This window comes from Acinetobacter pittii (assembly GCF_022449185.1).
GTDB classification, from domain to species: Bacteria; Pseudomonadota; Gammaproteobacteria; order Pseudomonadales; family Moraxellaceae; genus Acinetobacter; species Acinetobacter pittii_I.
Map to the genome: position 1 here is coordinate 33369 of NZ_JAKUKO010000006.1, position 26386 is coordinate 59754.

24 protein-coding genes are annotated in these 26386 nt (G+C 39.0%); 12 read left to right on the plus strand and 12 right to left on the minus strand.

What is annotated here, in order from left to right; all coding sequences use genetic code 11:
* Window positions 1–29: 29 nt before the first annotated feature.
* From MKX14_RS13585 to lpsE, 5 genes are read left to right on the plus strand one after another with little or no spacing between them, the layout of a single operon-like run.
* Window positions 30–920 (plus strand): mitochondrial fission ELM1 family protein, encoded by an 891-nt coding sequence (locus MKX14_RS13585; protein ID WP_240282707.1) that lies wholly within the window; start codon window positions 30–32, stop codon window positions 918–920.
* A gap of 22 nt (window positions 921–942) precedes the next feature.
* Window positions 943–1971 carry a glycosyltransferase gene (locus MKX14_RS13590; protein ID WP_240282708.1) on the plus strand — a complete coding sequence of 343 codons (1029 nt, stop codon included), beginning with the start codon at window positions 943–945 and terminating at the stop codon, window positions 1969–1971.
* Complete coding sequence (gene icaB, locus MKX14_RS13595; protein ID WP_240282709.1) at window positions 1968–2723, plus strand: polysaccharide deacetylase family protein; 756 nt, start codon at window positions 1968–1970, stop codon at window positions 2721–2723. Before MKX14_RS13590 ends, icaB begins: the two co-directional genes overlap by 4 nt.
* Complete coding sequence (lpsC, locus tag MKX14_RS13600; RefSeq protein WP_240282710.1) at window positions 2720–3484, plus strand: glycosyltransferase family 2 protein; 765 nt, start codon at window positions 2720–2722, stop codon at window positions 3482–3484. The genes icaB and lpsC overlap by 4 nt, the downstream gene beginning before the upstream one ends.
* Window positions 3485–3495: 11 nt before the next feature.
* Entirely contained in the window at window positions 3496–4530 is a 1035-nt protein-coding gene (lpsE, locus tag MKX14_RS13605; RefSeq protein ID WP_240282711.1) for a glycosyltransferase, read from the plus strand.
* Here the strand turns inward: lpsE and ghy are convergent.
* The gene (ghy, locus tag MKX14_RS13610; protein WP_108009022.1) at window positions 4527–5417 is read right to left on the minus strand and encodes a glycosyl hydrolase Ghy; all 891 of its coding nucleotides are present in this window, start codon (window positions 5415–5417) and stop codon (window positions 4527–4529) included. The two genes, lpsE and ghy, sit on opposite strands and share 4 nt — an antisense overlap.
* 80 nt (window positions 5418–5497) lie before the next feature.
* Here ghy and MKX14_RS13615 point away from each other — a divergent pair, with 80 nt between their 5' ends.
* Together MKX14_RS13615 and MKX14_RS13620 are read left to right on the plus strand one after the other, a co-directional pair.
* Window positions 5498–6262 (plus strand): glycosyltransferase family 25 protein, encoded by a 765-nt coding sequence (locus tag MKX14_RS13615; protein WP_108009024.1) that lies wholly within the window; start codon window positions 5498–5500, stop codon window positions 6260–6262.
* A 1-nt stretch (window position 6263) separates the two neighbouring features.
* Window positions 6264–7133, plus strand: a complete 870-nt coding sequence (locus MKX14_RS13620) for a polysaccharide pyruvyl transferase family protein (protein ID WP_108009026.1) — start codon at window positions 6264–6266, stop codon at window positions 7131–7133.
* Window positions 7134–7165: 32 nt separating this feature from the next.
* On the opposite strand, the gene MKX14_RS13625 is transcribed toward MKX14_RS13620, so the two are convergent.
* From MKX14_RS13625 to MKX14_RS13635, 3 genes are all read right to left on the minus strand, one after another.
* Complete coding sequence (locus tag MKX14_RS13625; protein ID WP_016653560.1) at window positions 7166–7381, minus strand: hypothetical protein; 216 nt, start codon at window positions 7379–7381, stop codon at window positions 7166–7168.
* A gap of 148 nt (window positions 7382–7529) precedes the next feature.
* Window positions 7530–9314 carry an aspartate--tRNA ligase gene (gene aspS, locus MKX14_RS13630; protein WP_005064200.1) on the minus strand — a complete coding sequence of 595 codons (1785 nt, stop codon included), beginning with the start codon at window positions 9312–9314 and terminating at the stop codon, window positions 7530–7532.
* A gap of 170 nt (window positions 9315–9484) precedes the next feature.
* Entirely contained in the window at window positions 9485–10249 is a 765-nt protein-coding gene (locus tag MKX14_RS13635; protein ID WP_240282712.1) for a DUF4184 family protein, read from the minus strand.
* 136 nt (window positions 10250–10385) lie between these two features.
* Between MKX14_RS13635 and znuD the strand changes: the two genes are divergently transcribed.
* Entirely contained in the window at window positions 10386–12440 is a 2055-nt protein-coding gene (gene znuD / locus MKX14_RS13640) for a zinc piracy TonB-dependent receptor ZnuD (protein WP_240282713.1), read from the plus strand.
* Window positions 12441–12515: 75 nt separating this feature from the next.
* Window positions 12516–13979 (plus strand): phospholipase D family protein, encoded by a 1464-nt coding sequence (locus tag MKX14_RS13645; protein WP_240282714.1) that lies wholly within the window; start codon window positions 12516–12518, stop codon window positions 13977–13979.
* 278 nt (window positions 13980–14257) lie between these two features.
* Here the strand turns inward: MKX14_RS13645 and MKX14_RS13650 are convergent, their stop codons facing one another.
* On the minus strand, window positions 14258–14704 hold the full coding sequence (locus MKX14_RS13650) for a hypothetical protein (RefSeq protein ID WP_240282715.1): 447 nt from the start codon (window positions 14702–14704) through the stop codon (window positions 14258–14260).
* A 165-nt stretch (window positions 14705–14869) separates the two neighbouring features.
* On the opposite strand from MKX14_RS13650, the gene MKX14_RS13655 reads away from it, so the two are divergent.
* Window positions 14870–15253, plus strand: coding sequence for an RcnB family protein (locus tag MKX14_RS13655; protein ID WP_002116024.1), 384 nt, complete (start codon window positions 14870–14872; stop codon window positions 15251–15253).
* 38 nt (window positions 15254–15291) lie between these two features.
* On the opposite strand, the gene MKX14_RS13660 is transcribed toward MKX14_RS13655, so the two are convergent.
* From MKX14_RS13660 to MKX14_RS13675, 4 genes are all read right to left on the minus strand, one after another.
* Window positions 15292–15774 carry a phosphate-starvation-inducible protein PsiE gene (locus MKX14_RS13660; protein ID WP_002116490.1) on the minus strand — a complete coding sequence of 161 codons (483 nt, stop codon included), beginning with the start codon at window positions 15772–15774 and terminating at the stop codon, window positions 15292–15294.
* 118 nt (window positions 15775–15892) lie between these two features.
* Window positions 15893–17674, minus strand: a complete 1782-nt coding sequence (locus MKX14_RS13665) for an acyl-CoA dehydrogenase C-terminal domain-containing protein (RefSeq protein WP_240282716.1) — start codon at window positions 17672–17674, stop codon at window positions 15893–15895.
* Between the two features lie 167 nt (window positions 17675–17841).
* The gene (locus MKX14_RS13670; protein ID WP_046811894.1) at window positions 17842–19644 is read right to left on the minus strand and encodes an acyl-CoA dehydrogenase C-terminal domain-containing protein; all 1803 of its coding nucleotides are present in this window, start codon (window positions 19642–19644) and stop codon (window positions 17842–17844) included.
* Window positions 19645–19934: 290 nt separating this feature from the next.
* Window positions 19935–20312, minus strand: a complete 378-nt coding sequence (locus tag MKX14_RS13675) for a hypothetical protein (protein WP_240282717.1) — start codon at window positions 20310–20312, stop codon at window positions 19935–19937.
* A gap of 132 nt (window positions 20313–20444) precedes the next feature.
* Between MKX14_RS13675 and baeS the strand changes: the two genes are divergently transcribed.
* A complete protein-coding gene (baeS, locus tag MKX14_RS13680; RefSeq protein ID WP_005064224.1) occupies window positions 20445–22103 on the plus strand; it encodes a sensor histidine kinase efflux regulator BaeS in 1659 nt (552 codons plus the stop codon).
* A 21-nt stretch (window positions 22104–22124) separates the two neighbouring features.
* Window positions 22125–22811 (plus strand): response regulator, encoded by a 687-nt coding sequence (gene baeR / locus MKX14_RS13685; RefSeq protein WP_002116101.1) that lies wholly within the window; start codon window positions 22125–22127, stop codon window positions 22809–22811.
* Window positions 22812–22881: 70 nt separating this feature from the next.
* Here the strand turns inward: baeR and MKX14_RS13690 are convergent, their stop codons facing one another.
* The 3 genes from MKX14_RS13690 to MKX14_RS13700 form a co-directional block, all read right to left on the minus strand.
* On the minus strand, window positions 22882–23463 hold the full coding sequence (locus MKX14_RS13690; RefSeq protein ID WP_240282718.1) for a L,D-transpeptidase family protein: 582 nt from the start codon (window positions 23461–23463) through the stop codon (window positions 22882–22884).
* A gap of 73 nt (window positions 23464–23536) precedes the next feature.
* Complete coding sequence (locus MKX14_RS13695) at window positions 23537–24979, minus strand: protein adenylyltransferase SelO (RefSeq protein ID WP_240282719.1); 1443 nt, start codon at window positions 24977–24979, stop codon at window positions 23537–23539.
* Window positions 24980–25078: 99 nt separating this feature from the next.
* Window positions 25079–26251, minus strand: a complete 1173-nt coding sequence (locus MKX14_RS13700; RefSeq protein WP_002116208.1) for an acyl-CoA desaturase — start codon at window positions 26249–26251, stop codon at window positions 25079–25081.
* Window positions 26252–26386 lie beyond the last annotated feature (135 nt).

Genomic DNA, 26386 nt, shown 5'->3' on the forward strand with positions numbered 1-26386 from the left:
TTTTTTATTTTTTGGCTTAGGGAGCTTCTATGCATATTGTCTATGTGTCTGATGGTAAGGCAGGACACCGCTCACAAGCATTAGGCTTGTTTCAGGCAATGCAAAGACAACAGCCAGAAACAACTTTTGAAGAGGTCCTAATTTCTGATTTACCTATTATTTCTTTAATTCAGGCACTTTTCTCTTCAAAAAAATCCTTATTTAAACAAGTGCCTGACTTTGTATTTGGAGTGGGAAGCCACACACATTTTCGTGTTTGGTTGCTCGGTAGAGTTTTCAAAAAGGCCAAAACTATTATTTTAATGAAGCCGAGTTTACCTATTGGTTGCTTTGATTATACTGTTATTCCAGAACATGATGGTATTCATGCCGATAACCATGTGATTGTCACGCGTGGTGCATTAAATCCTATCCGTAATGAAAATCGCCATCAAATCGCGAGAGTTTTAGTCGCTTTAGGTGGTTCATCTAAACGACATCAATGGAACCAAAATAAAGTATTAAGCAGTGTTCAAAAAATTGTTGAGAATAATCCAGACGCTGAAATTATTCTGACGACTTCACGTCGAACGCCTGCAGAGTTTGTCGATATCTTAAGGCAACAAAGTTTTGCCCAGCATTTACACATATTTCCAGTTGAGCAAACACCTCAAGGCTGGATTTTTGAAGAGATGCAAAAAGCAGAAGCTGTATGGGTAACAGAAGATAGCGTTTCTATGGTTTTTGAAGCGCTTACCGCGGGTTGTCGAGTCGGGGTGATGGCAATGGACCGTTTGAAAGACGACCGGATTACGCACTCAGTTGATCAAATGTTAGAATCACAATTGATTTCACAGCAGACTTGTATTGTACAGTTACCACAACCTTATGCTTTTAAAGAAGCAGACCGTGTGGCAACATATCTTTTATCAAAAAACTAAATTTTTTATTTTGAGTAAATGAATGAAAATATTGCATATTGCAAATTTTGGCTTTAATAAACAAGGCGCCCATTTTTACTGCACAGACCGTAAAATTTCTGCCGGATTAATTGAAAATGGCCATTTCGTTTATGATTTTAGTTTTCGTGATATGGCTCGAATGGGCACCATTTTTAAAACAAAAAAGCTGGGTGCCAATTGGGCTAATAAAGAAGTCCTAAAAGTCGTTAATAATATTGAGCCGGACTTAGTACTGATTGGACATAGTGACTTAATGAGTCCAGATGTTCTAAGACAAATTAAAGAATCTTATCCAAATACTAAAATTGCATTTTGGTATGTTGACCCGCTTTATCTTGAAAATAAACTCGACTTTGTCAAAGCATTCTCGCCATATTTAGATGCTATTTTCTGTACAACAGGCGGGGAATATCTACAAAAGTTAAAACAACCCCATTTAAGTGTGGCTTATTTGCCAAATGTCGGCCACCGCAATGTAGAAACACTACAGCAATTTTCAAACGCTAACACAGACAAGACTTTTATTTTCTGTGGCGTGGTTTATAAAGAACCTGAGCGTGAGAATTTCTTAAAGGACTTGGCAGATGCTTTACAACAAGGCCATGTGAACTATCAATATTATGGTTGTTTTGAACAACCTGGTGTTTATGGTAAGGCTTATTATAAAGTTCTGTCTGAAACAAAAATGGGACTTAATTACTCACGTCGTAATGATGTAACCTTGTATAGTTCTGACCGTATTGTACAGCTGACTGGTAATGGTTTACTCACTTTTAGCCCAAGAATTCCGGGTTTTGAGAAGCTCTATACTGAGCAAGAAGTTGTTTACTTTGATGATCAGTTTGACTTGGCCAAGAAGATCCAATTCTTTGATCAAAACCCAGATCAGGCTGAAAAAATAGCGAAAGAGGGTTGGGAGAAAACACGTAGGTCTTTCAATGCTAAACGCATCACCCAGTTTATGGTTGAGGTGACATTTAAGCAGCCCCTTTCAGAAGATTATGAATGGTCACATGAGGTTTATGCATGATGTGGTTTTTGTACGTTGCGGTGGGCCTATTAGTACTTGCTGCACTGTTATATGTGCTGGGTAATTATACATTCTGGCTTCCGTTTCGTTCGAGCAAACTACCTCGCATTGTGATGCTACATCAGGTCACTCCTAAAGATACGGCCTCTGGCATGAATATGCCTCCTGAAAAGTTTGAACAACTCTTAACGTTGTTGACGCGTAAGGGGACTACTTTTTGCTTTGTTTCAGAGCTTGAGCAATATCGTAATCAAAAGAATGTGGTTGCTTTAAGTTTTGATGATGGATTTATGGATAATTATCTTTATGCCTATGCATTACTTAAAAAATATAATGCAAAGGCAACCATTTATTTGGCAACGCAAATTGAAGGAATTGAAAAGCTAACTCATGAGCAAATCCATGAAATGGCGAATTCTGGTTTGATTGAATTTGGTGCGCACACGCAACATCATGTGAACTTACTTAAGCTTGATGATCAAACTGCTTACAATGAGATGCTTCAGTCTAAACGCGACGTTGAAGCATTAGTTGGCAAATGTCCGAGTTTTGCTTATCCATTTGGTCGATTTAATGAAAAGCACCAGAAAATGGCTCAAGAGATTGGCTTTAAAAACGCAGTATCGACTCGTAAAAAAATCGAAGCGTATGAAGCAGATAACCGATTTAATATTCCACGTGTTAGCACGCATGGCGCCATGAATGCTTTACAGATGCGTATCGCCCTTGCTAAAGGACGTTATAAGTTATGAATAAAATTCCATGTAGTGTCTATATTGTCACTTTAAATTGTGGTGCTTGGTTAGAGCGAACTTTGCAAAGTGTTAGTGAATTTGATGAAATTATTATCTTAGACTCTGGCAGTACTGATAATACTTATGAAATTGCTCAGCGTTTTGAAAATACGCAAATTTCTCATCAAGACTGGCAAGGTTACGCTGGGCAAAAAAGTTTAGCTTTAGCAAAATGCCGAAATGATTGGGTGCTCAACCTAGATGGTGATGAAGTCTTATCTAACGAGTTAAAACAAGAAATTGTTGAGACCATTCAGCAAAACAAGCTTGATGCTTTAATTACACCGATTAATGATGTGTTTTTAGGTGTTCCCAACAGCAAACATACTAAAAAGCATGCGAAGGTACGTTTTTTTCGCAAGTCTAAAGGGCATTATGATCTTGCTAATAAAGTTCATGAAAATGTGATTGTAGACGGTGAATCTCAGCGTGCCCAACACGACATTTATCATTATGGTGAGTCGAGTATTTTCGTTAAAGTCGAAAAAAATAACCAATATTCCAATTTAAAAGCATTAGAGAAATACCAAAAAGGAAAGTCTCCAAGTATTGCTAAATTGGTTTTGGTGATGCCGATGACTTTTATAAAGTCTTATTTTATTCGCCGTAGTTTCTTAAATGGTTGGCGTGGTTTCGTAAATAGTATGATTAACGCGTTTTATGCTTTTTTAAAAGAAGCCAAACTATTTGAACAGACAATGAATAAAGATAAAAAATAAGTAGGCAAGCTATGAAAATTGTTCAGGTATTGGCAACGAGTGGTGGAATTGGTGGTTTAGAGCAGCACACTTTTAACCTTGTTAATGAGCTTGCTTTAAATCATGAAGTACATGTGATTGCACATCCTTGCTATCTAGACAAATTTAGCCAACAAGTAAATTTTCATGCGGTTGATTTTGCACGTAGCCGTTGGAATATTTTTTTACTCTGGCAACTTAAAAATCTCATTCAGCAAATCCAACCCGCTATTGTTCATGCACAAGCAGGAAAAGCGGCTGAATTGATTGCCCGTATTAAGCCATTTTTATCTGGCCCGAAATTTGTAACGACGGTACATGGTACTAAAAAGAATAAATCCGCTTATTTGGCAGGTGATGCGGTTATTGCTGTGAGCCAAGCACTCACGCAAGGTATTCCTGAGTCTAAAGCACACGTGGTTTATAACGGTGTATATCCTCAACCCGCACTTACTGCGGAAAATAAAGAAAAGTTACTTCAATCGATTCAAAAAGATTTTGCTGAGCTAGACCCTAACAAAAAAGTTGTTATGTGTATTGGGCGTTTAGAACCAGTAAAAAATATCAGTTTATTGATTGAGTCGATGCAACAGATTGATGCCAATTTATGGATTATTGGTGATGGTTCACTTCGAGCAAGTTTGGAAAAACAAGTCAGTGAATTAAACATGCAAGATCGGGTCGCTTTTCTTGGGTTTAGAAGAGATGCTCGAGATCTGATACAACTGGCTGATATCGTGGTTTTATCATCAGATCGTGAAGGTTTCCCACTTGTTATGGTCGAAGCTTTACAGGCTGATAAAGCAATGGCTTCAACCAAAGTGAACGGTGTGATTGAGTGGTTGCCGGAACAATATCTGGCACAAATTGGAGATGCACAAGGTCTAGCAAAAGCAATTCAACATGCACTGCAACCCGAGGCTCAAAACGACTTTGGCCCTTTATATGCAAAAGCCAAGGCTGAACTGACTGTACCAGCCATGGCTGAGCAGACGCTTAATATTTATAAAGGTTTGCTGAAGACTTAATTATTTTTTGGCGTAAGGCGGATGGCATCAAGTACTACGAAGTTATCTTCAACATTAATGGTATGGCAACCGTCATCTGCTTGATTCCAGTCTGGTAAAACTACTTCTAGTAATTTTTCTTCATAAGCTGTCGGGCTAAGCTGAGTAATTGCCTTTAATTCGATATTGCCGCCATAACGTTTTAAAGAATCTTGGCTTGGCCGAACCAGTTGCCCTTTATAAATAAAAGGTTTACCCGCCATACGGAACTGCTGATTGCCTCGGCACACTGGATTCATTGGGTGCTCTTGCCAGTTAGAATTTAAAATATCTTCGGTAAAGAACAGGTCTAAACGATCACCAAACTTCTTACAATCACGACGCGTTGAAGTGAAAAGATACCATAAGCCCTCATGATAAAAAGGGGTGCTGTCGACTGCTTCAATATTTTCAATAAGGTTAGAATGCTTTTCCCATTTCAGCGGAAACTCAGTACATTTCCAAAGTTCGATGGTCTTGTGGGCAGAAGTTTCTGGGACCATATACCAAGTATTATCTATTTTAAATACGCAAGGATATGAGAGGTGGTAATCGAGTTTTAAAATGGTTTCAGGTGGTGTGTAAGTGCCGTCTTTAAAGACCTCTAAAACCGAAAGAAAGCCTACTGGATGCTGGTCATCGACTTCTTCAAAAAAAATGAAATGACGCCCATTTTCATGAGCATAAAAGCTATCTGCAAATGTAAACTTTCTAGGAGAATGGATCTCAAAGAGTGAATCTAATTGCTCAAGTGTAGTAAAAGGTTGCTCTAACCAGCCAAAACGCATATACCAATGGGAATCAAAAGTTTTTGCTTTTTTTGCTTGTTGGTACTTGTACCATTTTTTTTGGATTGAACGAATCATGATAATACAGGAAAATGAAAAAGATATATTAACTCTATTTTATATTAGATATGATACTAGCTGTTTAAAAGGGGAAGAGCTTAATGAAGATTTATGTTGTAACTATCGAAGATGAAAAATCAACTCGTTTAAGTAATTTCCTCGGCCAAAAATTTTTTAAGACTAGTAAAGTTGACTATACAAAAGTAGGCATTAAAGGCGTAGATTTATCCGTAAAACAATATTTTGAAATGGCCGTTAAAGGCCGCTCCCAACCTTTAACGCCGAGTGAGTTAGGATGTAGTTTATCTCATTTAAAGGTTTTAGAGCTTTTTCTTGAATCAGAAGATAAATATGCATTGATTTTTGAAGATGATGCAATATTGCCTGATGATTTAACTGTCGATAAGTTAAATCAAGAATTAGAAAAAGTAACTTTGCCATCGAATTTACTATTTAGTTTGGGTGGCATTCAAATGAAGGAATGCTTAAAAACAAGAGGTAAATTTAAACACTATAATTTTTTGAATAAAAAAGTATTAGAAGTGGTTCCAGATTTCTTTCATCGTGCTTGTTATGCTTATGCGTACATTGTTGACAGAAAAATGGCAGAAACTTTACTTAAATATCATCATAAAATAAGAAAAGCAGATGATTGGAGCTATTTATTTGATTTTGATTCAACAGTTCATATTTTAATGTCATTCATTGTTGATCATCCCGTGATTGAAGTTGGAGAAAAAGATCCAATATTAAGCCGATTAGAAAGTGAAAGAGCTAGAACTGTAGACCTAGCAAAAAGTAAATATGGTCATGGTTTGAGAAAGAATATGGCTAAAGTATTAAATAATACATACTTCAAGGAATAATATGTTTTTTAGAAAGCCATTGGTTCAAGACTATCAATATTATGATTTTGACTCAGAAAAAAATTTAATCAGGAAAGATCCTATATTTACGTATTGGTGGGATGATATTCCAAATTTCGGTGATTGGATTGGCCCATTTTTATTAGGGCAAATATCAAATAGGCCCATAATCAATGTCAAAGGCAACTTGCATCCTAATACGTTATTTTCTGTAGGTTCAGTGATAGAACATATTGGGAGCGATTTTCCGGAAGCAAAAATCTGGGGAAGTGGTTTAATACAGCCATTACATAGAAAAAGAGCAAGAAAATTAAATAAGTATTTGAAGGAAATCTATGCTGTTCGAGGAGAAAAAACGGAATATGAACTCTCGACGAAAACTGATTTAAAAGTTCCTAAAATATATGGCGATCCCGCATTATTGATGCCTAGATTCTATTCTCCTCAAATGGCTAGTCTAGTGACGAGGAAGGTAGCTGTCTGTCCTCACTTTTCCCATTTTGATGATTTTAAGCATTTAGAGGATTCTGAATGTTTAAACATTATTGATGTAAGAAAACCATTGCTGAGAGTGATTGATGATATTGTTAATGCAAGTATTTGTATCTCTACTTCCTTGCATGGCTTAATTATTGCCGAGGCTTATGGGGTGCCTTGGGTATGGCTTAAAATTTCTAACAAATGTTTGGATGGAGATAATTTCAAATTTGAAGATTTCTTTACCACTTTAGAAGGTGGTGACAAAATTGAGAGCACAATCATTAAAGAAGAAGATATTTCTGAGCAAATTCTCTTGGATATTGCTCGAAGTGGACGATTATATCTTAGGAAATATAGCGACGAAATGTTACTGAATGCTCTAGTGCTATAGTTATAAGTATAATTATTTATGGGAAAAGCGGATTATTTATCCGCATTGCCTTTAAGTACCATATAAATCAATGCAACAAAAATGAGCAATGCACCAACCAAGCTACTTACACAGAAAAATAAAATACGTTGATTTGTAGTCATGTTAAATAATTCATTTGCAAGAATATAGCGCATGAAAAACCATTGTGCGAGGGAGAATACAATCACGACTAAAGCATGTCGACGTACATCAGGGCGCATAGCCATATAGCTGACCTCTTAATTGAAAGCAGCTTATTATGCCACTGACCTGCTTTTTCGCAAAGCATAGCTTATGAAAACTGAATGTTTGTTTGATATTGTTTAATAAAAAACCCTGCATAAGCAGGGTTTTTAATTTGAAAAATCTAAAAAATTATTTAGATTCTTCAGCTTTTGGCTTTTCACGTAAGCGGATGCCCAAGTCACGAAGCTGGTTTGCTTCAACAGGAGCAGGTGCTTGAGTAAGTGGACATTCAGCAGTCTTAGTTTTCGGGAACGCAATAACGTCACGAATTGAAGTCGCGCCAGTCATAAGCATAACTAAACGGTCAAGACCAAATGCCAAACCACCGTGAGGAGGAGCACCATAACGAAGCGCGTTAAGTAAGAAGCTGAATTTCTCTTCTGCTTCTTCATCAGAAATACCAAGCGCTTCAAAAATCGCTTTTTGCATTTCTAATGTGTAAATACGAAGTGAACCACCGCCAACTTCAGTACCATTCAATACCATGTCGTAAGCAACAGAAAGTGCTTCACCTGGATTGCTCTTCACGTCTTCTACGCTAGATTTAGGTAGCGTGAATGGGTGGTGAACAGAAGTCCATTTACCATCGTCAGTTTCTTCAAACATTGGGAAGTCAACAACCCAAAGTGGAGCCCACTCACAAGTTGAAAGGTTCAAGTCGTGACCAATCTTGACACGAAGCGCACCCATTGCGTCATTTACAACTTTAGCTTTATCAGCACCGAAGAATACGATATCGCCATCTTGCGCGCCAACACGTTCCAGCAGCTCAAGTACAATCGGTTCAATGAATTTCACGATTGGAGATTGAAGACCTTCAATTCCTTTAGCGAGTTCATTAACTTTAATGTACGCTAAACCTTTAGCACCATAGATGCCAACGAATTTGGTGTATTCATCGATTGCACTACGTGGCAATGATGCTGCACCTGGAACACGTAAAGCAACAATACGACCTTTAGGATCTTTTGCAGGGCCAGCGAATACTTTGAACTCTACTTCTTGCATTAAGTCTGCAACATCAACGAGTTTCAACGGAATACGCAAATCTGGTTTGTCAGATGCATAGTCACGCATTGCTTCGCTATATGGCATACGGCGGAATTTTTCAAATTTTACGCCAAGCAAGTCGTTAAATAATTTAACAGTCATGCCTTCCATCAAATCCATGATTTCATCGTCGTTTAAGAACGATGTTTCAATGTCGATTTGAGTGAATTCTGGCTGACGGTCAGCACGTAAGTCTTCATCACGGAAACATTTCGCGATTTGGTAGTAACGATCAATACCACCCACCATCAATAATTGTTTAAACAATTGCGGTGATTGGGGAAGTGCGTAGAAGCTACCATTTTGTACACGACTTGGTACTAAATAGTCACGCGCGCCTTCAGGAGTTGCACGAGTTAAAATCGGAGTTTCAACGTCTAGAAAACCGTGATCGTCTAAATAATTACGGATCAAGTTAGTTACTTTAGAACGGAAACGTAAGCGATCTAACATTTCTGGACGACGGATGTCCAAGAAACGATATTTTAAACGGTGTTCTTCTGACACGTTAATTGTGTCATCATTTAACGGGAATGGCGGAGTTTCAGAAGCAGCAAGAACTTCGATTTCTTTGCCTAAAACTTCGATTTGACCACTCACCATATTTTGGTTTTCAGTACCTTCATAACGGCGACGAACACGACCTGTAATTTTTAATACATATTCAGAACGTGCTTTATCTGCTGTTGCAAATGCTTCTGGAGTATCTGGGTCAATAACCACTTGAACGAGACCATCACGGTCACGCATATCAAGGAAAATAACACCGCCATGGTCACGGCGACGATGTACCCAACCGCATAGTGTAACGGTCTGGTCGATTTGGGCTTCAGTTAAAGAGCCACAGTAATGAGTTCGCATCATGATGAAGATTATCCAAACTATATTGGCTGAAAGGACGGATGCGTAAACCGCGCACCGTCAAAAAAGTAAGTTTTCGATTATGCCTTGTTGGATGGTTTGCCACAAGAACTAGATCAAAAAACCGCAGAAATTAAGCTGAAAATGAGCAATTTGGCAGCAACTTTAAGTATTCACCCCATTCTTTTTTGCCGATCTAAAACCAAGAATAGTAAGCATCCTAAGCTAAAGCTACTTAGCCAGCCTTGCATAAATTCATTAATAGAACGACCAGTGAAATAATAGGTATCGACATGCCAAACTTCATGAGGAATGTAGCGGGCATAATCCCAAAAAGAGAATAAACCTAACATTGTAGATAGAATTAACAGACACCATGCGAAAATTTTAATTTTATAGTTTACTTTCCAGTGTTGTTTATAGCGCTGATAATAATGAACACACATCCAAGCAATAAAAGGTAGCGCAAGAGCAGAGGAGCCTAGCTGTAAAAGACGATGTAAGGGATAAGGGTGTCCCAAAAGATGAACTGTGGTCGCTAATACATCTTTAAATATAAAAGTCCGAAAGTCTGAGTGTGTTAGACCATCCCAGATTAAATGTGTTGCAATTCCTAAAATAAGTGCGAGTAATGTTCCAACCAAAAATAAAAAAATACGTTTTAAAGAGTTGAGGCCAAGATCATGCTGAATACCGAAAAAACGGTAAATTACAGGTCGATATAGAAAGTACCAAATAGCACAAAAAATGAGGCCTAAAGTAAGGTTGGGATAAATCAGGCCTTTCCATTGATGTGTCAATATGCTGGCGTGAACTGTAAATAAGCGGTAAAGATCGGGTGTCATACTTCCAATTGCTAGAGCTGCAACTGGTAAAGTGTTTCGGCTAAGCTTTGAAAGAGGAGGCGCTATAACGGCATGAGAGATTGTAAAAGGCATTAGAAATCAAAAATTACTCACATCATCCAAGCAAACAGTCTAGCTAATCATCCGATTAAAAATGTTTTTTATTGCAATACAATTGAAATGTTATAATATAACAAAATAAAACATATCGTGATCCGGGACACATCCAATGCAGTTTTATAAAAATATTTTGACCTTATCCATTTTGGCTGCAATATCGGTACCTGTATTTGCAGCAGAAAGTGAAAATGTTGAAAAGTTAGAAATCATTCGAATTAAGGCTCATCCACTTGAGCAAACTTCACAAGATTTTGCTGTGGCAGATACTGTTGTTGATCAAAAGCATCTGTCGCAAGGCGCTGCTACCATTGGGGATGCACTCAGTAGTGAAGTCGGAATTTACGCGAATCAGTTTGGGGCTGGTTCGAGTCGTCCGGTCATCCGTGGACAAGATGGGCCACGCGTTAAAGTACTTCAAAATTCATCAGAAAATATTGATGTCTCGACGTTGTCTCCTGACCACGCTGTCACTGTAGATCCTGTGCTTGCGAAACAAGTCGAAGTAATTCGCGGCCCTTCAACTTTACTGTTTGGTGCGGGGACCGTCGGTGGTTTAGTCAACGTCATTGATAACAAGATCCCTACGCAAATGCCTGAAAATGGTTATGAAGGACAAGTTGGCTTACGTTACAACACTGGAAGTGATGAAAAACTGGCGAGCGCTGGCGTAACTGTTGGCTTGGGCAGCCAAGTTGCTTTACGTGTTGAGGGGTTAACTCGTGATGCGAATAATTATATTGCGCCCAATTATATTCATGAAGGTGAAAAAGAGCGCCGTGTAGACAACACTTTTGCTCAGGGTGACTCGGTTAATGTTGGTTTGTCTTGGATTTATGACCGTGGTTATACGGGGATTTCTTATAGCAACCGCAGAGACCAGTATGGCTTACCGGGGCATAGCCATGAATATGAAACTTGCCATATTCATGGTTTAAGTTTGCATTGTGGAGACCATGAAGAGGGTGAAGAAGGTCACGATCATGAGCATGAAGAACATGAACATGGTGGCCCATGGATTGATTTAAAATCTGAGCGTTACGATTTTAAAACCGAGTTAAATGATCCATTTGCAGGCTTCCAAAAGTTACGTGCGCAAGCGAGCTATACTGACTATCAGCATGATGAAATTGAAGAGGGCGCAATTGCAACCCGATTCCAAAACAAAGGTTATGATGGACGTATTGAGTTAGTACATAACCCGATTGCAAGTTGGGAAGGCGTAATTGGCGCACAGTTAGGTCAACAGAAATTAGATTTAACTGGCGAAGAAGCATTTATGGCCCCGACCACTACCAAAAAGTGGAGTTTATTTGCTTTAGAACATAAACAATGGAAAGACGTACATTTTGAGCTTTCTGCCCGTGCAGATCAGCAAGAAATTGATGTAGACGACAACTCTAAACAGGATTTTGATGGTTCGGCATTCTCTTACGCAGGTGCTGCGAATTGGGAGTTTGCACCGAACTATAAACTTTCTTTTGTCGCTTCACATCAAGAGCGTTTGCCTTTAGCTCAAGAGTTATATGCAAATGGTGGACATTTTGCGACGAATACTTATGAGTTAGGCAATGATCAACTCAGTAAGGAAAAATCGAATAATGTTGAATTAGGTTTTCATTTTGATAATGACAAACTCGATTATCATCTTCATGTTTACCATAACTGGTTTGATGATTACATCTATGCACAAACCCTTGACCGTTATAAAGACTTCCGTTTAGTCCAATATACTCAAGATAAAGCTCGTTTCTATGGTGCCGAGGGTGAAATTGGTTATCAAATTACTCCAATGTACAAGATCAGTGCTTTTGGTGACTATGTACGCGGTAAAATTGATGCCGAGGGTAACGCTCCACGTATTCCAGCGGGACGTTTAGGTACTAAAGTTGATGCAGACTTTGGCGATGGCTTTAGTGGTTCTGCCGAGTACTATCATGTCTTTAACCAAGATAAGATTGCAGCATACGAGACCGAAACTGAAGGCTACAACATGCTTAATCTTGGCGTAGCATACTCTGGACAATATGGTGCAAAAACTGATTACCGTGTTTATATGAAAGCAAATAACTTGTTAGATGACACGGTTTATCAACATGCTTCATTCTTATCAAATATTCCACAAGTTGGACGTAATTTTACTGTAGGTGTTGATTTTAGTTTCTAAGGCTTTAACACGAAACTAAACTTGAAAAATCAATCCAAAAGACCTAATTTGAAACCATCAAGTTAGGTCTTTTTTATGCGTATTTTTCAACGAATTCATCAAAAAATAAATTGGTCAGGGCGTCGTTATATGGCGGTATTACTTTGCGTTGTTGCTATTGCATATGTTGCATCGGCGATTTACCACACAGTAAAACCATTACCACAAGGGATTAACTTTAGTGGCAAGCTCAGACATGCCGATGTTAAATTTTTAGCAGACAAAACTTATCTTGATGCAAAAGGGCAACAGCAGGTTGATCAGCACATCTTTGATGAAATCTTGAAAATGATTGATGAGGCAAAAACCACGATTGTGGTGGATATGTTCTTGTTTAATTCTGAAGTAGGTGACTCAAAACTCAAGCAAAGACCATTAATGCAAGAGCTAACCGATGCATTAGTAAGTAAGAAAAGACAGAACCGCCAAATTCAGATCGTTATGATTACCGACCCGATTAACTCGGTATACGGTGGTATCAGCCCTGAACACTACCGTCAGTTACGTCAGGCAGGTGTTGATGTGATTGAAACGAATTTAGCCCCTTTACGAGCTTCTAACCCGTTTTGGTCTGGGTTCTGGTACATCTGCTGTCAAAATATTGGCAATAACCCTGAAAAGGGCTGGTTACCGAATCCATTCGGTGATGAAAAAATTACACTGCGCAGCTATCTAAACTTATTTAATTTTAAGGCCAATCACCGTAAAACCGTTGTCGTTGATACCGATGCGGGTTGGAAATCATTGGTAACCTCAGCAAATCCACACGATGGCAGTTCTAGACACTCTAATGTCGCGTTGGTTGTAACAGGGGCAACAGCTGCTGATGTGCTCCAAACTGAAGCTGCTGTTGCGCAAATGTCAGGTAGTAGCTCTCCATCGCTCATTTTAGGTGACTTTGAAAAAGATGTAAGGAAACCGCAAGTACAGGTTTTAACTGAAGGGGCGATCTATGAAGCTGTATTAAAATTAATTAATACGGCTAAACCTAAAGAACATCTTGATTTAAGTATGTTCTATTTGTCTGAACGTAAGATTATTAAAGCGCTAAAAAGTGCCCAAGAACGTGGTGTTATTGTTCGTGTTTTACTCGATCCAAATAAAGATGCGTTTGGTCGACAAAAGAATGGTATTCCAAACCGTCAGGTGGCTTCAGAGCTACACGCTGCGGGCATTCCAATCCGTTGGTGTGATACCCATGGCGAGCAGAACCATAGCAAAATGATCTTGAAATATAACGCCCAACACGCTGAGTTGATCGTAGGATCTGCCAACTTTACGGCCCGTAATTTAAAAAATTACAACCTTGAAACGGATATGTTGGTCATTGGCAAAGTTCAAGATCAAGTTTTTAAAGATGCGCAAGATTACTTCAATACCTCGTGGTCAAACCTACAAGGTAGACAGATGAGCGTAGACTATGCGAAGTATGCAGATGAGTCTAAAGTGAAGTATTGGATTTATCGTTTTATGGAATGGTCAGGATTATCGACTTTCTAATTCTATTTTTTTATATAAACGTTGAGGCTATATGTTCACGACGGAGTCTTACTTAGTCTCACCCTAAAACTAGAGCTCATTCGTTACTTTGGTTTTGCCCAAAGTAACCAAAGGCATTTGTCATCCACAAAACCTGTTCAATATCTTCATTTAACCGATTTTATTGCAAAAGCAATATATTCATAAATTTCGGGCAGGTTGTGGATGACATTTAGCACAAGCGAATATTGGAAAATATTAATTGCTATATCACTTAGCCTACCCATCATTGAAATAATTTAAGGCGCTGGCGGAATCAATTGATCCAACGCTTTATCATCTAACTTTTCGATTTCACTCAAATCCGTTTTAATTTTCCACTGTGACTCGTCGTCAACAGGATTTGGCAAACGCGCTTCAAGCCAATCACAAACCCCATCAGGAGAAAATTCAGGATGGTTACATTGAATAATCCATGATAAAAAATCTTTGGCTTCGCCATTCATGTAAGGTGGTGGTGAAACAGGGAAGAATAATGTGGGTAGGCGTTCATTCGTCGATAGATAATTTAAAACATGACCTAGTTCTTGAACTGTTTGCCATGCTAGCGGATGTTCTACATCAATACTGAACTTAAACCACCAAGCATGTTCGCCATCTGCTCCATGAGCCATAATACGGGCTTCTTGTACACTTGGAACTTTGCAAAAAAATTGATGAAGACGCTCAAAACTGATTTCAGACACAGCAATTGACCTAGTTTGAAAAATGCTAATGGTAGCACAGATACAGATTCTTCATATTTTCTTTATAGTCATTACAAAGTTTAGCAGTCAAAGCGGTTTTATTCATGGTTTCTCCTTGAGTCTCTTCTAATCTAGCTTCATATCAAGATTAAAAGGAAATAGGCCATGAAAAAGCCAATCGTTCTTGTACTTTCGACATTAATGTTAGGTATATCAGCTACCGCGATGGCTGATTCAGGTCATCGTTGGGACAATAAACATGGTAAAAACTATGATCGATATGAGCATCGTGATGACCGTCGTCATGATTATCGTAATGATCACCGAGCGCCAGTTTGGTCAAATGCTGATCGTGGTAAGCATTATGGTAACTATGTTGCTTTTAAACGTGGTGAACGTATTCCTACTCAATATCGCCATAGCCGCTATTATGTTTCAGACTGGAGAGCGCATCGTTTATATGCGCCACCACGTGGATACCATTGGGTTAAAACCCCTAACCAATACTTATTAGTAGACTCAAGACACAACATTTACCGAGTTCGGTAAATGTAAAAATAAAAAGGCCTCAATATTGAGGCCTTTTTTTATGCTAACTCGTCATCTTGCGGTTGAGGGGTTTTCAAATTATTTGAGGTTTTTGCGTGTTTCTCTTTCATCACTGATGGGTAGTGCCATGAAGCAAATCGAACGACTAAAATAGATAAAGCTAAAATCAAAATTGAGCCCGTAATAATGACTTGATCGATATCCGCTTTATGATCATGTTGAATATCTGAAATGAGTAGACGGGTTAAGGCCGTAATCGCGACATAAATAAGAAAACGTACAGGCATATGGTTGGTTTTAAAGTAAATTCCAACCATTGCTCCAAGCTCTAAGTAAATAAATAATAATAAAATATCATCAATTGAAGCGTACTTTTTGACAGTCAGAATTTCAAAAACGGTATTGGCTGCCGACCATGCCACCATACACCCGATAATAAACAAGGCTAAATAATGGAAGGCTTCTACGGCGTAATGTCCGAAACGGTCAAGTATCCGTTCATATTTTTTAGGATCAGGCATAGTAAGATCTTTTGTTCACTTCGTAATGTTTAGAAATTAAACAAATTTTGTGCCAATGGAAATAGTAAATACAAAATAAAAAACGCCTGATTATTCAGGCGTTTTTAGAAAAATTTAATTAAGCTTGATTAGTAAAGTAATCTTCACTAAAGCCCATAATTAAGTCAGAACCAGCTTTGATTTTAGCAATACGCGCATCAATATCCGGCAAGATACGTTCAACAAAGTACTGAGCTAAAGCAAGTTTGTTCTGATAGAAATCACCAGACTTATCTTTAGCAGCGGCAGCAATTTTCGCAAACATGTATGAGAAGCTGAGTAAACCAACCGCATGTAAATAATCAACCGCAGCTGAGTTCGGGAACTCTACATTTTCAGCAGCTTGCTCAATAATAAACTGAGTGATTGCTTCGATTTCAGTTGCAGCATCTAAAGTTGCATCTTTAATGAAGTTCAAGTCAGTGTCTAGGTCATTTGCAAAGTCACGGATTTCGGTGATGTATTCAGCAATGAATGCACCGCCACATTTAATGGTTTTACGACCAATTAAATCTTGAGACTGAACGCCGTTGGTTCCTTCGTAGATTTGAGCAATACGAAGGTCACGAATGCATTGTTCCATACCCCATTCACGGATATAGCCGTGACCACCAAATACCATTTGAGCATCTAAAGTTGCTTGGAATGCTGTATCTGTGAGGTAAGCTTTTGCAATTGGAGTTAAAAGCGCAACGCGGTCATTGGCTTTTTTCACTGCTGCTGCATCAGTTGAGAATTTAGTGATATCGAGTTGTTGACCTACATATACAGCAAATGCACGAGAAGCTTCATTATTGGCACGTACATTTAACAACATGCGACGTACATCACCATGCACTAAAATGCTGTCAGCAGGTTTATTTGGTGATTGAACACCAGCTGCACTACGACCTTGTAAACGGTCAGTCGCGTATTGAGCAGCATTTTGATATGCAAATTCAGATGCGCCTAAACCTTGAATACCCATGGATAAACGTTCGTAGTTCATCATAACGAACATTGCTGCAAGACCTTCGTTTTCTTTACCAACGAGGTAACCTTTAGCTCCATCAAAGTTCATTACACAAGTTGCAGATGCTTTGATACCCATTTTATGTTCAATTGAACCTGGGCCAACATGGTTACGGTCGCCTAAAGAACCATCTTCATTTACAAGGTATTTCGGTACGATAAATAACGAGATACCACGTGAACCAGCAGGGGCATCTGGAGTTTTAGCAAGTACTAAGTGAATAATGTTTTCTGCTAAATCGTTGTCACCACCAGTGATGAAGATTTTAGTACCTGTAATGTTATAAGTATCGTCTTCATTACGTTCAGCTTTGGTTTTGATAATACCTAAGTCAGTACCTGCATGTGGCTCAGTTAAGCACATGGTACCTGACCATTCACCTGAATAAATCTTAGGTAAATAAGTTTCTTTTTGTTCTTGAGATGCGTAGCTGCTTAAAGCCATACCAGCACCTACTGAAAGAAGCGGATAAAGCATGAAAGATGGGTTAGTCGCAAATAACATTTCATCAGAAAGAACGGTGAGCATTTTTGGCATGCCTTGACCGCCCCATTCTTCATCGGCACCTAAGCCAATCCAACCACCTTCTGCATATTGACGAAATGCATCTTTAAAACCAGCTGGTGTGAATACTTCGCCGTTTTCATAGCGAGCGCCTTCTTCGTCACCGGTACGGTTTAATGGATGAGTCACGTTCTGAGCAAATTTAGCCATTTCTTCTAAAATTGCTTCAGCTGTTGCAGCATCTACATGAGCGAGTTTCTCATTAGACTGCCAAAATTGTTCTGCTTTAAATACATCATTTAAGATGAATTTCATATCAGCTAAAGGAGCATTGTAAATTGGCATAATCGTTCACCTTTTTTGTGCACATTGGCCTGTGCTAGATATCCTGTAAAACGAAATGGATATTGAATTTAAAGTCTAAATTTATCACTGATTTTATAAAAAAAGGACCGTCAAAACTGAGCAGTCCTTTTTTGTTTTTTAACATTGCATATCGCAACTAACTATGGTTAGAAAGCGAAATGTTCAGCGTCTAATGACATTAATGGATCTAGACCACCAGCGATCACATCTACGTGAGAACGTACACGTGGCAAGATTTTCTTGAAGTAGAAACGAGCAGTGGTTACTTTCGCATTGTAGAAGTCAACATCGGTTGTACCTTCTGCCAACTTCTCTTGTGCTACAAGCGCCATACGAGCCCATAGGTAAGCTAAAGTGATATAACCTGCGAAGTATAGGTAATCTACAGCAGCAGCACCGACTTCATCTGGGTTTTGCATCGCACGCATACCGATTTGCATAGTAAGATCGCCCCATTCTTTGTTAAGCGCCGCAAGCGGTTCAACAAATTCTTTCATAGCAGCGTTGTCTTTGTTTGCTTCTACGAATTTATGGATGATCTTAGTGAAGTCACGTAGCATTGCACCTTGAGTTTGCAATACTTTACGACCTAACAAATCAAGTGCTTGAATTTCAGTTGTACCTTCGTATAAGCAAGCAATACGTGTATCACGTACGATTTGCTCCATGCCATGCTCAGAAATAAAGCCATGACCACCGAATACTTGTACACCGTGCTTAGCAGATTCAGAACCTGTTTCAGTTAAGAATGCTTTTGCAATTGGAGTCAATAAAGACAAGATGTTGTCAGCAAACTTACGTTCTTCTTCAGTTTCGCCTTTTTCAACGATATCTGCGTATTGAGCAAGTAAGTAAACAAGAGCACGACCACCTTCAGCAAACGCTTTTTGAGTTAAAAGCATGTTACGAACAGCAGGGTGAACGATAATAGGATCTGCTTCTTTTTCTGGAGCTTTAGGACCAGAAAGTGAACGCATTGCTAAACGTTCTTTCGCGTAAGTTAACGCACCTTGGAAAGATGATTCAGACGCTGCTAAACCTTGAACAGCAGTACCAATACGTGCTGTGTTCATGAAGGTGAACATACAGTTCAAACCACGGTTTTCAGGTCCAATCAAGTAACCTTTAGCTTGGTCAAAGTTAATGACACAAGTCGCGTTACCATGAATACCCATTTTGTGTTCAATAGAACCACAACGTACCGCATTACGTTCACCAATAGTTCCATCTGCATTTACATTGAATTTAGGAACGATGAATAATGAGATACCTTTAGTACCTTTTGGTGCGCCAGGTAGGCGAGCAAGAACGATATGGATGATGTTCTCAGCCATGTCATGTTCACCAGCAGAGATAAAGATTTTCTCGCCAGAGATTGCATAGCTACCATCAGCATTTGGTTCTGCTTTAGTACGGATAATACCTAAATCTGAACCTGCGTGAGACTCAGTTAAGCACATCGTACCCGTCCAAACACCTGAAACAAGGTTTGGTAAGTAAGTATTTTTTTGTTCATCAGAACCGTGATGCTCTAATGTACGTACAGCTCCGTGAGACAAGCCTGGGTACATGCCCCATGCCCAGTTAGAGCTACCTACCATTTCAGAAATTGCGATACCTAAAGAGTTAGGTAAGGCCTGACCACCGTATTGTTCTTCTGCTGATAAAGACGGAAAGCCAAGTTCAATATATTTTTGATAAGCTTCTTTAAAACCTGTTGGAGTAGTGACTACGCCATCATTCCAAGTACAGCCTTCACGGTCGCCAACTTGGTTTAAAGGAGAAAGTTCATTTTCACAGAAGTCAGCAGCAGCTTCTAAATATTGATCAACCAATTCACGGCTTACGTTACCTTGGAAATCAGGTAATTTTGCATAGTGTTCTTCAGCATTTAATAATTCATGCAAAACAAATTGCATATCACGTAAGGGCGCTTTGTATTGTGGCATATCGGGTTCCTCAATACTGGTGAAACCAGAGTTATAATCTTAATCTATGAGAATGTGCCATAAGGCACCTTGGACTATTACATCGTGCAACAACTTGCATAACTGCACAAGCACCTCAGGACCTTTACTTTGTGACTGCAAAGTCAAGAAAAAAATGCTTAAACTAGCTAAGTGCTTTGAGTGTAAATACTTTTAGTGAAGTTTAGATGATACAAATAGTCAAAATCGTAAACAGTTATGTATAAACAAAAAGGCGCCTATAGGCGCCTTTTTGTTTCATAATTTTAGAATTATTTTGCTTGAACTGGTGCAGGAGCAGGAGCGTTAACTGCTGGTTGAGGGCGCTTTGGTTCAAAACGAAGGTTACAAGTACCTTCAAGTGTCTTATCTCCAACTTGAACATTTACTGTTTGTCCATTGGCTTTACCATCACATGCTTTTTGGATTTGTTCAAAACGTGCTTTGCGTTCTGCGCGGTGCTGTTCCCATGCAGCTTTTTGTTCCGGAGTGAACTCACGGTGCTTCATATGGTGGTGACCCTCACGAGGGCCATCTTGCATCATTCCACGCTCTGGTTTAGGTGGTTGAGTTGTCGATTGACACGCAGCCAAACTTCCCATTGTTACAATTGCCGCACTGAATAATGCAATTTTTGCCGTCATTTTCATATCTAAAGCCCTTTAATGTTGTGTTTACTGATGGGTTAAAGATTAGATAATAAAGATGTAGAAACAATGGAGAGTTTTTCTTTTCGTTGTTGGTTACAATGCAAAATATAGGGTAAAAATGAGAGAGTGCTTTTGAACGTTCTACGTGTTCCCATTGCATTACGGTTATTTTTGACAGTCTTGCTCACTACATTACTTATTGCGACTGCAAGCTTGAGCGTTTTGCACTGGACAATGCAAAAGAACTTTGCCAAATATGTAGCCGACGTTGAAATGCAGAAGCTCGACCGCCTTATAACCAATCTAGGTGATGTTTATACGGTATACCATGATTGGGGAAATGCGATTCAGGCACAGATTTTACAAATCGAAGGAACCGCGGCTCCCGATGACTACGATCGTCTCTCGCAGTGGTGGCTTCGTCGCCAATATGACATTGCCATACAGCAGCATTCTTTTGATGAACACGCGCTCATCAATATTTCACCGCAAGTTGCACCGACAAATAAAAATACTATTTTTAGTGATGAGGAATTAAGAGCACTCGAGCAAAATTTACCTTCACAGTATCAACCGTTTGAAGGGCTAAGATTTCCTTTGAGTGCAAACCAATTTCGCCCAAGTGATGATAAAAATAAATCAAAAAAGGGAAGCTTAAAAGATATTGAAACCCAAAATGGGAAGAAACGTTTTATCGCTTTACCAGACCGTTTAGGATTGAGTTCCCGTTTATCTCTATATGATGCACAGCACCAGTTTGTGGTAGGTGAACCGCCTTCTTCAGATCAAATGTCATTTCGCCCGATTATTTTAAATAATAAAGTTGTGGGATATTTAGGCTTAAAACCTGTTTTAGATAAAGAAGATGCTTTGAGTATTAATTTCTTTAGTAATCAAAAGCGTTATTTACTCTTAATCTATGCTTTGACCTTACTATCAAGTTTAGTTGCAGCGCTGTTAATGGCAACTTATTTTAAAAAACCAATTCAGCGTTTATTAAATGCAACCAATGAATTAACCAAAGGAAATTATCAACACCAAGTGGTCATTAAGCGAAATGATGAGCTAGGTGATTTATCAACCCAGTTGAACCATTTGGCAGAGATTTTACATCAGCATGAAGAGTCACGACGTCAATGGGTGGCTGATACTTCTCATGAATTAAAAACGCCGCTGGCTGTATTACAAGCACAAATTGAAGCGATGCAAGACGGGATTCGAAAAGCCACACCTGAACATTTAGATGCAATGATGCGTCAGGTTTCAAGCTTGAAAAAATTGACCCAAGACCTTGCAGACTTAGCGCAGGCAGATGCTCAGCAGCTTAAGTGTTATTTGAGTTCTGTAAATCCATGGGAAGTGGTATTACAAGAAGTTGAAAACTTTAAACCCAAACTTGAGCAGGCTGGTCTCGAAATTCAAGTTGAAGGAACAAGTTCTCCGCTATTATTAGACCGTGATCGGTTTAAACAGATTATTGTTAATTTAATTAGTAATAGTATTCGTTACACAGAAACAGGTGGCAAAATTCATATTCATACAAGTCAGACTCCTCAAGAGTGGACGTTATATGTCGATGATAGTCCTTATGGTTTAAGTGATGAGCAGTTATCCCGTTTGGGTGAACGTTTCTATCGCGTAGATGATTCGCGTACGCGTAGTACAGGTGGAACAGGGCTGGGCTTAGCTTTGTCTTGTAAGATTGCGCAGGCGCTTGGTGGTACACTCAGTTTTGAACATTCACCATTAGGTGGTTTACGTTGTGTACTTACTTTTAAAAAGCAGAGTTAAATATAAAAGGAAAAATATCTCATGAAACATGTGATGTTGGTTGAAGATGAAGTCGAATTGGCGCATTTGGTGCGTGATTATCTTGAAGCTGCCGGTTTTGAAGTAAGTATGTTTCATGATGGTCAAGATGCCTATGCGAGTTTCCAGCAACGTAAACCTAATTTAATGATTCTGGACTTAATGGTTCCACGAATGGATGGTTTAACGATTTGCCGTAAAGTTCGTGAACAGTCAGATTTACCGATTATTATGGTCACTGCCCGTACCGAAGAAATTGACCGAGTATTAGGTCTTAACATGGGCGCTGATGATTACGTATGTAAACCATTTAGCCCAAAAGAGTTGGTGGCTCGTGTACAAGCTGTTTTACGTCGTTTAGAGCGTAAGGCAGAGCCTGAGCAAAATGATTCTTTCCGAATTGATAAAGCACAACAAAGAATTTGGTATCAACAAAAATCGTTGAGCTTAACGCCAACCGAATTTCGCTTACTTGAGCTATTTTTAGAGCATGTGGGGCAAGTTTACTCACGTGCACAATTATTGGATCATATTAATCCAGACAGCTTTGATGTTGCCGATCGTGTGATTGACAGCCATATTAAAAACTTGCGCCGAAAAATTAGTGAAGCGGCTGAAACTGGTAACCGCCATGAGTGGATTCAAGCCGTTTATGGTGTAGGTTATCGCTTCGAATATCCTGAAGAGTAAGTCTTTATAAAAGTTATTCTGTGGATAACCACAATGTTATCCACAGAAAATGTGGATAGTTTTAAAGATTTTATGGATAAATTATAATCTTGGTATGATTGGGGACTAATTGCCAAATTTCATCTATATCTACATTTCTAACCGCGATACACCCTAACGTCCAATCCTTATGGGGCATATAAGTCGAGCTAAAAGGCATCGAGAGTAATGATTTCGGAACAGATCCATGAATCATGATATCTCCTCCCGTTGGTTGATTATGTTGCTTGGCATAAGCAATATCTTTCGCATCGGGATACGAAATATGCAAAGATTTATAGTAAGCACTTTGTGAGTTTCGCCAATCTATAGAATAAATCCCTTCAGGTGTTTTACCGTCATTTTCAAAATGTTTATGTCCTTTAGGATTAAAGCCGAGGCGAATCGGATATTGCCGAATCACGTCCTGATTACTCTTGAGCAGAAGTAGGCGTTGGTTTTTAAACACTTCAATTGAGGTAACAGGCTTGGTCTTGATTATTTCTTGGATCTCTTCATTTGAGAGGGCTTGATGGCTTGACGTAAAAGTCGGTAAATATTTTTCATAATTATAAAAAGCGATTCCCAGTGGAATGATAAGAAGTGTGCAAATAATTAAGGGGCTAATTTTCATATATTATTTTTTATACTCAATGAACTCTCTTAAGTGTCTCAAATTAACTTAAGAGAGTTTTAGTTTTTTAATATTAAGATGAACAGCTCACTGCTACATCTGGAACATCATTTGGTAATGGCCCTAAGTCTTGTGGTTGCTCAAGCTCTGGTTGTCTTGTATATGGCTGATCAAGCAGCTTAAATAAACGATCTACTTCGCTAAAATCATCTCTTTCCGCTGCTTCAATAGCACGCTGAGCCATGTGATTCCGTAAAATATAAATCGGATTTGCTTTTTGCATATTCGCATCCAGCTCATCAATATCTTGACGTTCACGAATGCTTTCATATTGGCTAAGAAACTCATCAAACTGTCGAATATCAAGACAATCATCTCGTAAAGCTTTGTATTCTTTATTTTGAAGACGAATAAAACTTTGAGTGTAATCGAGTTGTTCAGTTTGTAAGATTCTTAAAAATGCAAAACTACAATCAAGGCTGTCTTTGTGGAAATGGGGAAGTCCCATTTTTTGACATAAACCTTGTCCATAGTGTTCTAAAAAGATTGGTTCAAATTGTTCTAAGCAACGTGCTAACTCTTCTTTAAACTCATCTTTTTGTTCAGGTTCAGCGAGAGGAATTAAGTTGTTTAGCCACGTCCATAAGTTCCAATGGCCTATACTTGGTTGATTTTGGTAAGTATAACGACCTTGATAATCGGAATGGTTGTTGATCCAGTTCGGGCGAAAACGCTCCATAAAGCCATATGGACCAAAATCGAGTGTTGAACCTGTAATATTTAAGTTATCGGTATTCATCACGCCGTGAGCAAACCCAACCAATTGCCATTTCGCAATCATAATTGCAGTACGTTCAACTACCTTTTTTGCAAAGGATAAAATTGGATTTTCAGTTTCTAAGCATTCTGGATAATGCCATTCAATACATTTTTGAGTGAATTCTGATAGCAATTCAGGCGCATATTGATTAATCCATTCGAAGTGTCCTAAACGAATATGACATTCAGATGTTCTAAGTAGCATTGCGCCTAACTCTAGTTTTTCACGCTGTACACCTTGGGTCGAGGTTGTAAAACCGACTGCATGACTAGATGCGACGCCTAAAGCATTTAGAGCATGTCCTGCTAAATATTCACGGACCACAGAACGTAATACTGCTCGCCCATCTCCCATTCTTGAATAAGGCGTAGGACCTGCACCTTTGAGATGAAGGTCGATGGTTTGGCCCTTTGTACTGAGTATTTGCGCAATCAGTAAGCCACGTCCATCGCCGAGTTGTCCTGCCCATTGTCCGAATTGGTGGCCCGCATAGACCATCGCAAGAGACGGAAATTCAGGGAATGTACGCTGTCCACTACAGATATCAACCCATGCATTTTTATCGTCTTCTGACCATTGCAGTTCATCAGCCAAAGCACTGTTAAAATGTCCTGCTTTTGCACCACGTAAAGGTGATGGCTGCTGAACATGAAATAATTTAGACGGAAGTGAAGGGTAGAGCGGATTAAACTGCATAGGCTTAGCAAAATAGAGAGAGCGGATTTCACTATAACACAGTTAAAAAGCAGGCATAAAAATAGCTCCCGAAAGAGCTATTTTAGATCAGAATTTATTTTAGTCTGACACCACATTGGTATTCTTTTTAACACTACGCATAAGTGTTTCTAAGCATTCGCGGTGATGACTTAAACGGTGTTCAAGCAATTGAAAATCAACTTTAAGCTTATGATCCATTCTATGAATCTTTTCAGCCATTGCTGCTTTTTTAGCTTGTAACTCTTGTTCTTTAAGTTTTGCCCAATCATTTAAGGTGTGTGTAAATGCTTCGTACTCTTGTGCAATACGTTGCTTCATTTGAGTAATGTCTGCATTTACATCATGACCATAAATAGCGAGGTCTTGTTCAGCGTATTTAAATTTCATCGCCAGTTCTGCTTTTTTAATATTAAAGCTTGGAATACGACGTAAATTTTTAGCTAAACCAATTTTAGAACATGACCAGATCAACCATTTTGTTGGATCATATTGCCACCATTTCACACCATTACGATAGTCGTATTGGAAGATATGGTGATAGTTGTGGTAACCCTCGCCCCAAGTGGCAATGGCTAACCAGAAATTATCACGTGCTGAGTTTTCGTCTGTATAAGGACGTTTACCAAACATATGGCAAAGCGAGTTAATAAAGAATGTAACTTGATGGCTAATGATTAAACGTAAGAGACCACCTAGGAGGACTACACCCCATAGATCACCTGTTGCCCAACCAATTAAACCTAAAATACCAACATGAACTGCGACTACAAGTAGTGCGTAATATTTATGCTGGAACATGACCAATTTATCATTGAGTAGGTCTGGTGCATTTTTAAAGTCTGGCTCAGATGGTGAATGATCGCGGATCATCCAACCCATATGGGCATACCAAAAACCACGCTCAATCGAATACGGATCTTCATCAACATCATCAACATGTCGATGGTGAGTACGGTGACCAGATGCCCAGAACAAAATACTATTTTGCACGGCAAATGTTCCACCGATCATTAAAAGAATTTTAAGCGGTAACGACGCTTCATAAGCTCGGTGAGCCCAAAGGCGATGGTAACCAGCAGTAATCCCCATACTACTTAGAGCTAAAAGAAAAAATAAGCTTACCCATGCGCTTACACTAAAATCATAATAATACGCATAAATCGGGATTATGATTGCGGCAAGAATTGGTAAACCAATTAAGGTAATGCTAGCGGTCCAGTTAATTGGGGCTTTGAGTGGGGCGGAAGTCATATCCGGCAGCGCTCCTAGAATCCTTGTGAAACAAGGTACAAAGACAAAACGACATAGCAAAACCAATCATCAAGATATATTGCTATTCTATCCTTCATATTAGCACGTGCTTAGTGAGAATCACTAGCATTATTG

Excerpts from the sequence above, each read along its gene's own strand:
- MKX14_RS13585 (WP_240282707.1), top strand. The coding sequence starts at position 30 with ATGCATATTGTCTATGTGTCTGATGGTAAGGCAGGACACCGCTCACAA.
- MKX14_RS13590 (WP_240282708.1), top strand. The coding sequence starts at position 943 with ATGAAAATATTGCATATTGCAAATTTTGGCTTTAATAAACAAGGCGCC.
- icaB (WP_240282709.1), top strand. The coding sequence starts at position 1,968 with ATGATGTGGTTTTTGTACGTTGCGGTGGGCCTATTAGTACTTGCTGCA.
- lpsC (WP_240282710.1), top strand. The coding sequence starts at position 2,720 with ATGAATAAAATTCCATGTAGTGTCTATATTGTCACTTTAAATTGTGGT.
- lpsE (WP_240282711.1), top strand. The coding sequence starts at position 3,496 with ATGAAAATTGTTCAGGTATTGGCAACGAGTGGTGGAATTGGTGGTTTA.
- MKX14_RS13615 (WP_108009024.1), top strand. The coding sequence starts at position 5,498 with ATGAAGATTTATGTTGTAACTATCGAAGATGAAAAATCAACTCGTTTA.
- MKX14_RS13620 (WP_108009026.1), top strand. The coding sequence starts at position 6,264 with ATGTTTTTTAGAAAGCCATTGGTTCAAGACTATCAATATTATGATTTT.
- MKX14_RS13625 (WP_016653560.1), bottom strand. The coding sequence starts at position 7,381 with ATGGCTATGCGCCCTGATGTACGTCGACATGCTTTAGTCGTGATTGTA.
- aspS (WP_005064200.1), bottom strand. The coding sequence starts at position 9,314 with ATGATGCGAACTCATTACTGTGGCTCTTTAACTGAAGCCCAAATCGAC.
- MKX14_RS13635 (WP_240282712.1), bottom strand. The coding sequence starts at position 10,249 with ATGCCTTTTACAATCTCTCATGCCGTTATAGCGCCTCCTCTTTCAAAG.
- znuD (WP_240282713.1), top strand. The coding sequence starts at position 10,386 with ATGCAGTTTTATAAAAATATTTTGACCTTATCCATTTTGGCTGCAATA.
- MKX14_RS13645 (WP_240282714.1), top strand. The coding sequence starts at position 12,516 with ATGCGTATTTTTCAACGAATTCATCAAAAAATAAATTGGTCAGGGCGT.
- MKX14_RS13655 (WP_002116024.1), top strand. The coding sequence starts at position 14,870 with ATGAAAAAGCCAATCGTTCTTGTACTTTCGACATTAATGTTAGGTATA.
- MKX14_RS13660 (WP_002116490.1), bottom strand. The coding sequence starts at position 15,774 with ATGCCTGATCCTAAAAAATATGAACGGATACTTGACCGTTTCGGACAT.
- MKX14_RS13665 (WP_240282716.1), bottom strand. The coding sequence starts at position 17,674 with ATGCCAATTTACAATGCTCCTTTAGCTGATATGAAATTCATCTTAAAT.
- MKX14_RS13670 (WP_046811894.1), bottom strand. The coding sequence starts at position 19,644 with ATGCCACAATACAAAGCGCCCTTACGTGATATGCAATTTGTTTTGCAT.
- MKX14_RS13675 (WP_240282717.1), bottom strand. The coding sequence starts at position 20,312 with ATGAAAATGACGGCAAAAATTGCATTATTCAGTGCGGCAATTGTAACA.
- baeR (WP_002116101.1), top strand. The coding sequence starts at position 22,125 with ATGAAACATGTGATGTTGGTTGAAGATGAAGTCGAATTGGCGCATTTG.
- MKX14_RS13690 (WP_240282718.1), bottom strand. The coding sequence starts at position 23,463 with ATGAAAATTAGCCCCTTAATTATTTGCACACTTCTTATCATTCCACTG.
- MKX14_RS13695 (WP_240282719.1), bottom strand. The coding sequence starts at position 24,979 with ATGCAGTTTAATCCGCTCTACCCTTCACTTCCGTCTAAATTATTTCAT.
- MKX14_RS13700 (WP_002116208.1), bottom strand. The coding sequence starts at position 26,251 with ATGACTTCCGCCCCACTCAAAGCCCCAATTAACTGGACCGCTAGCATT.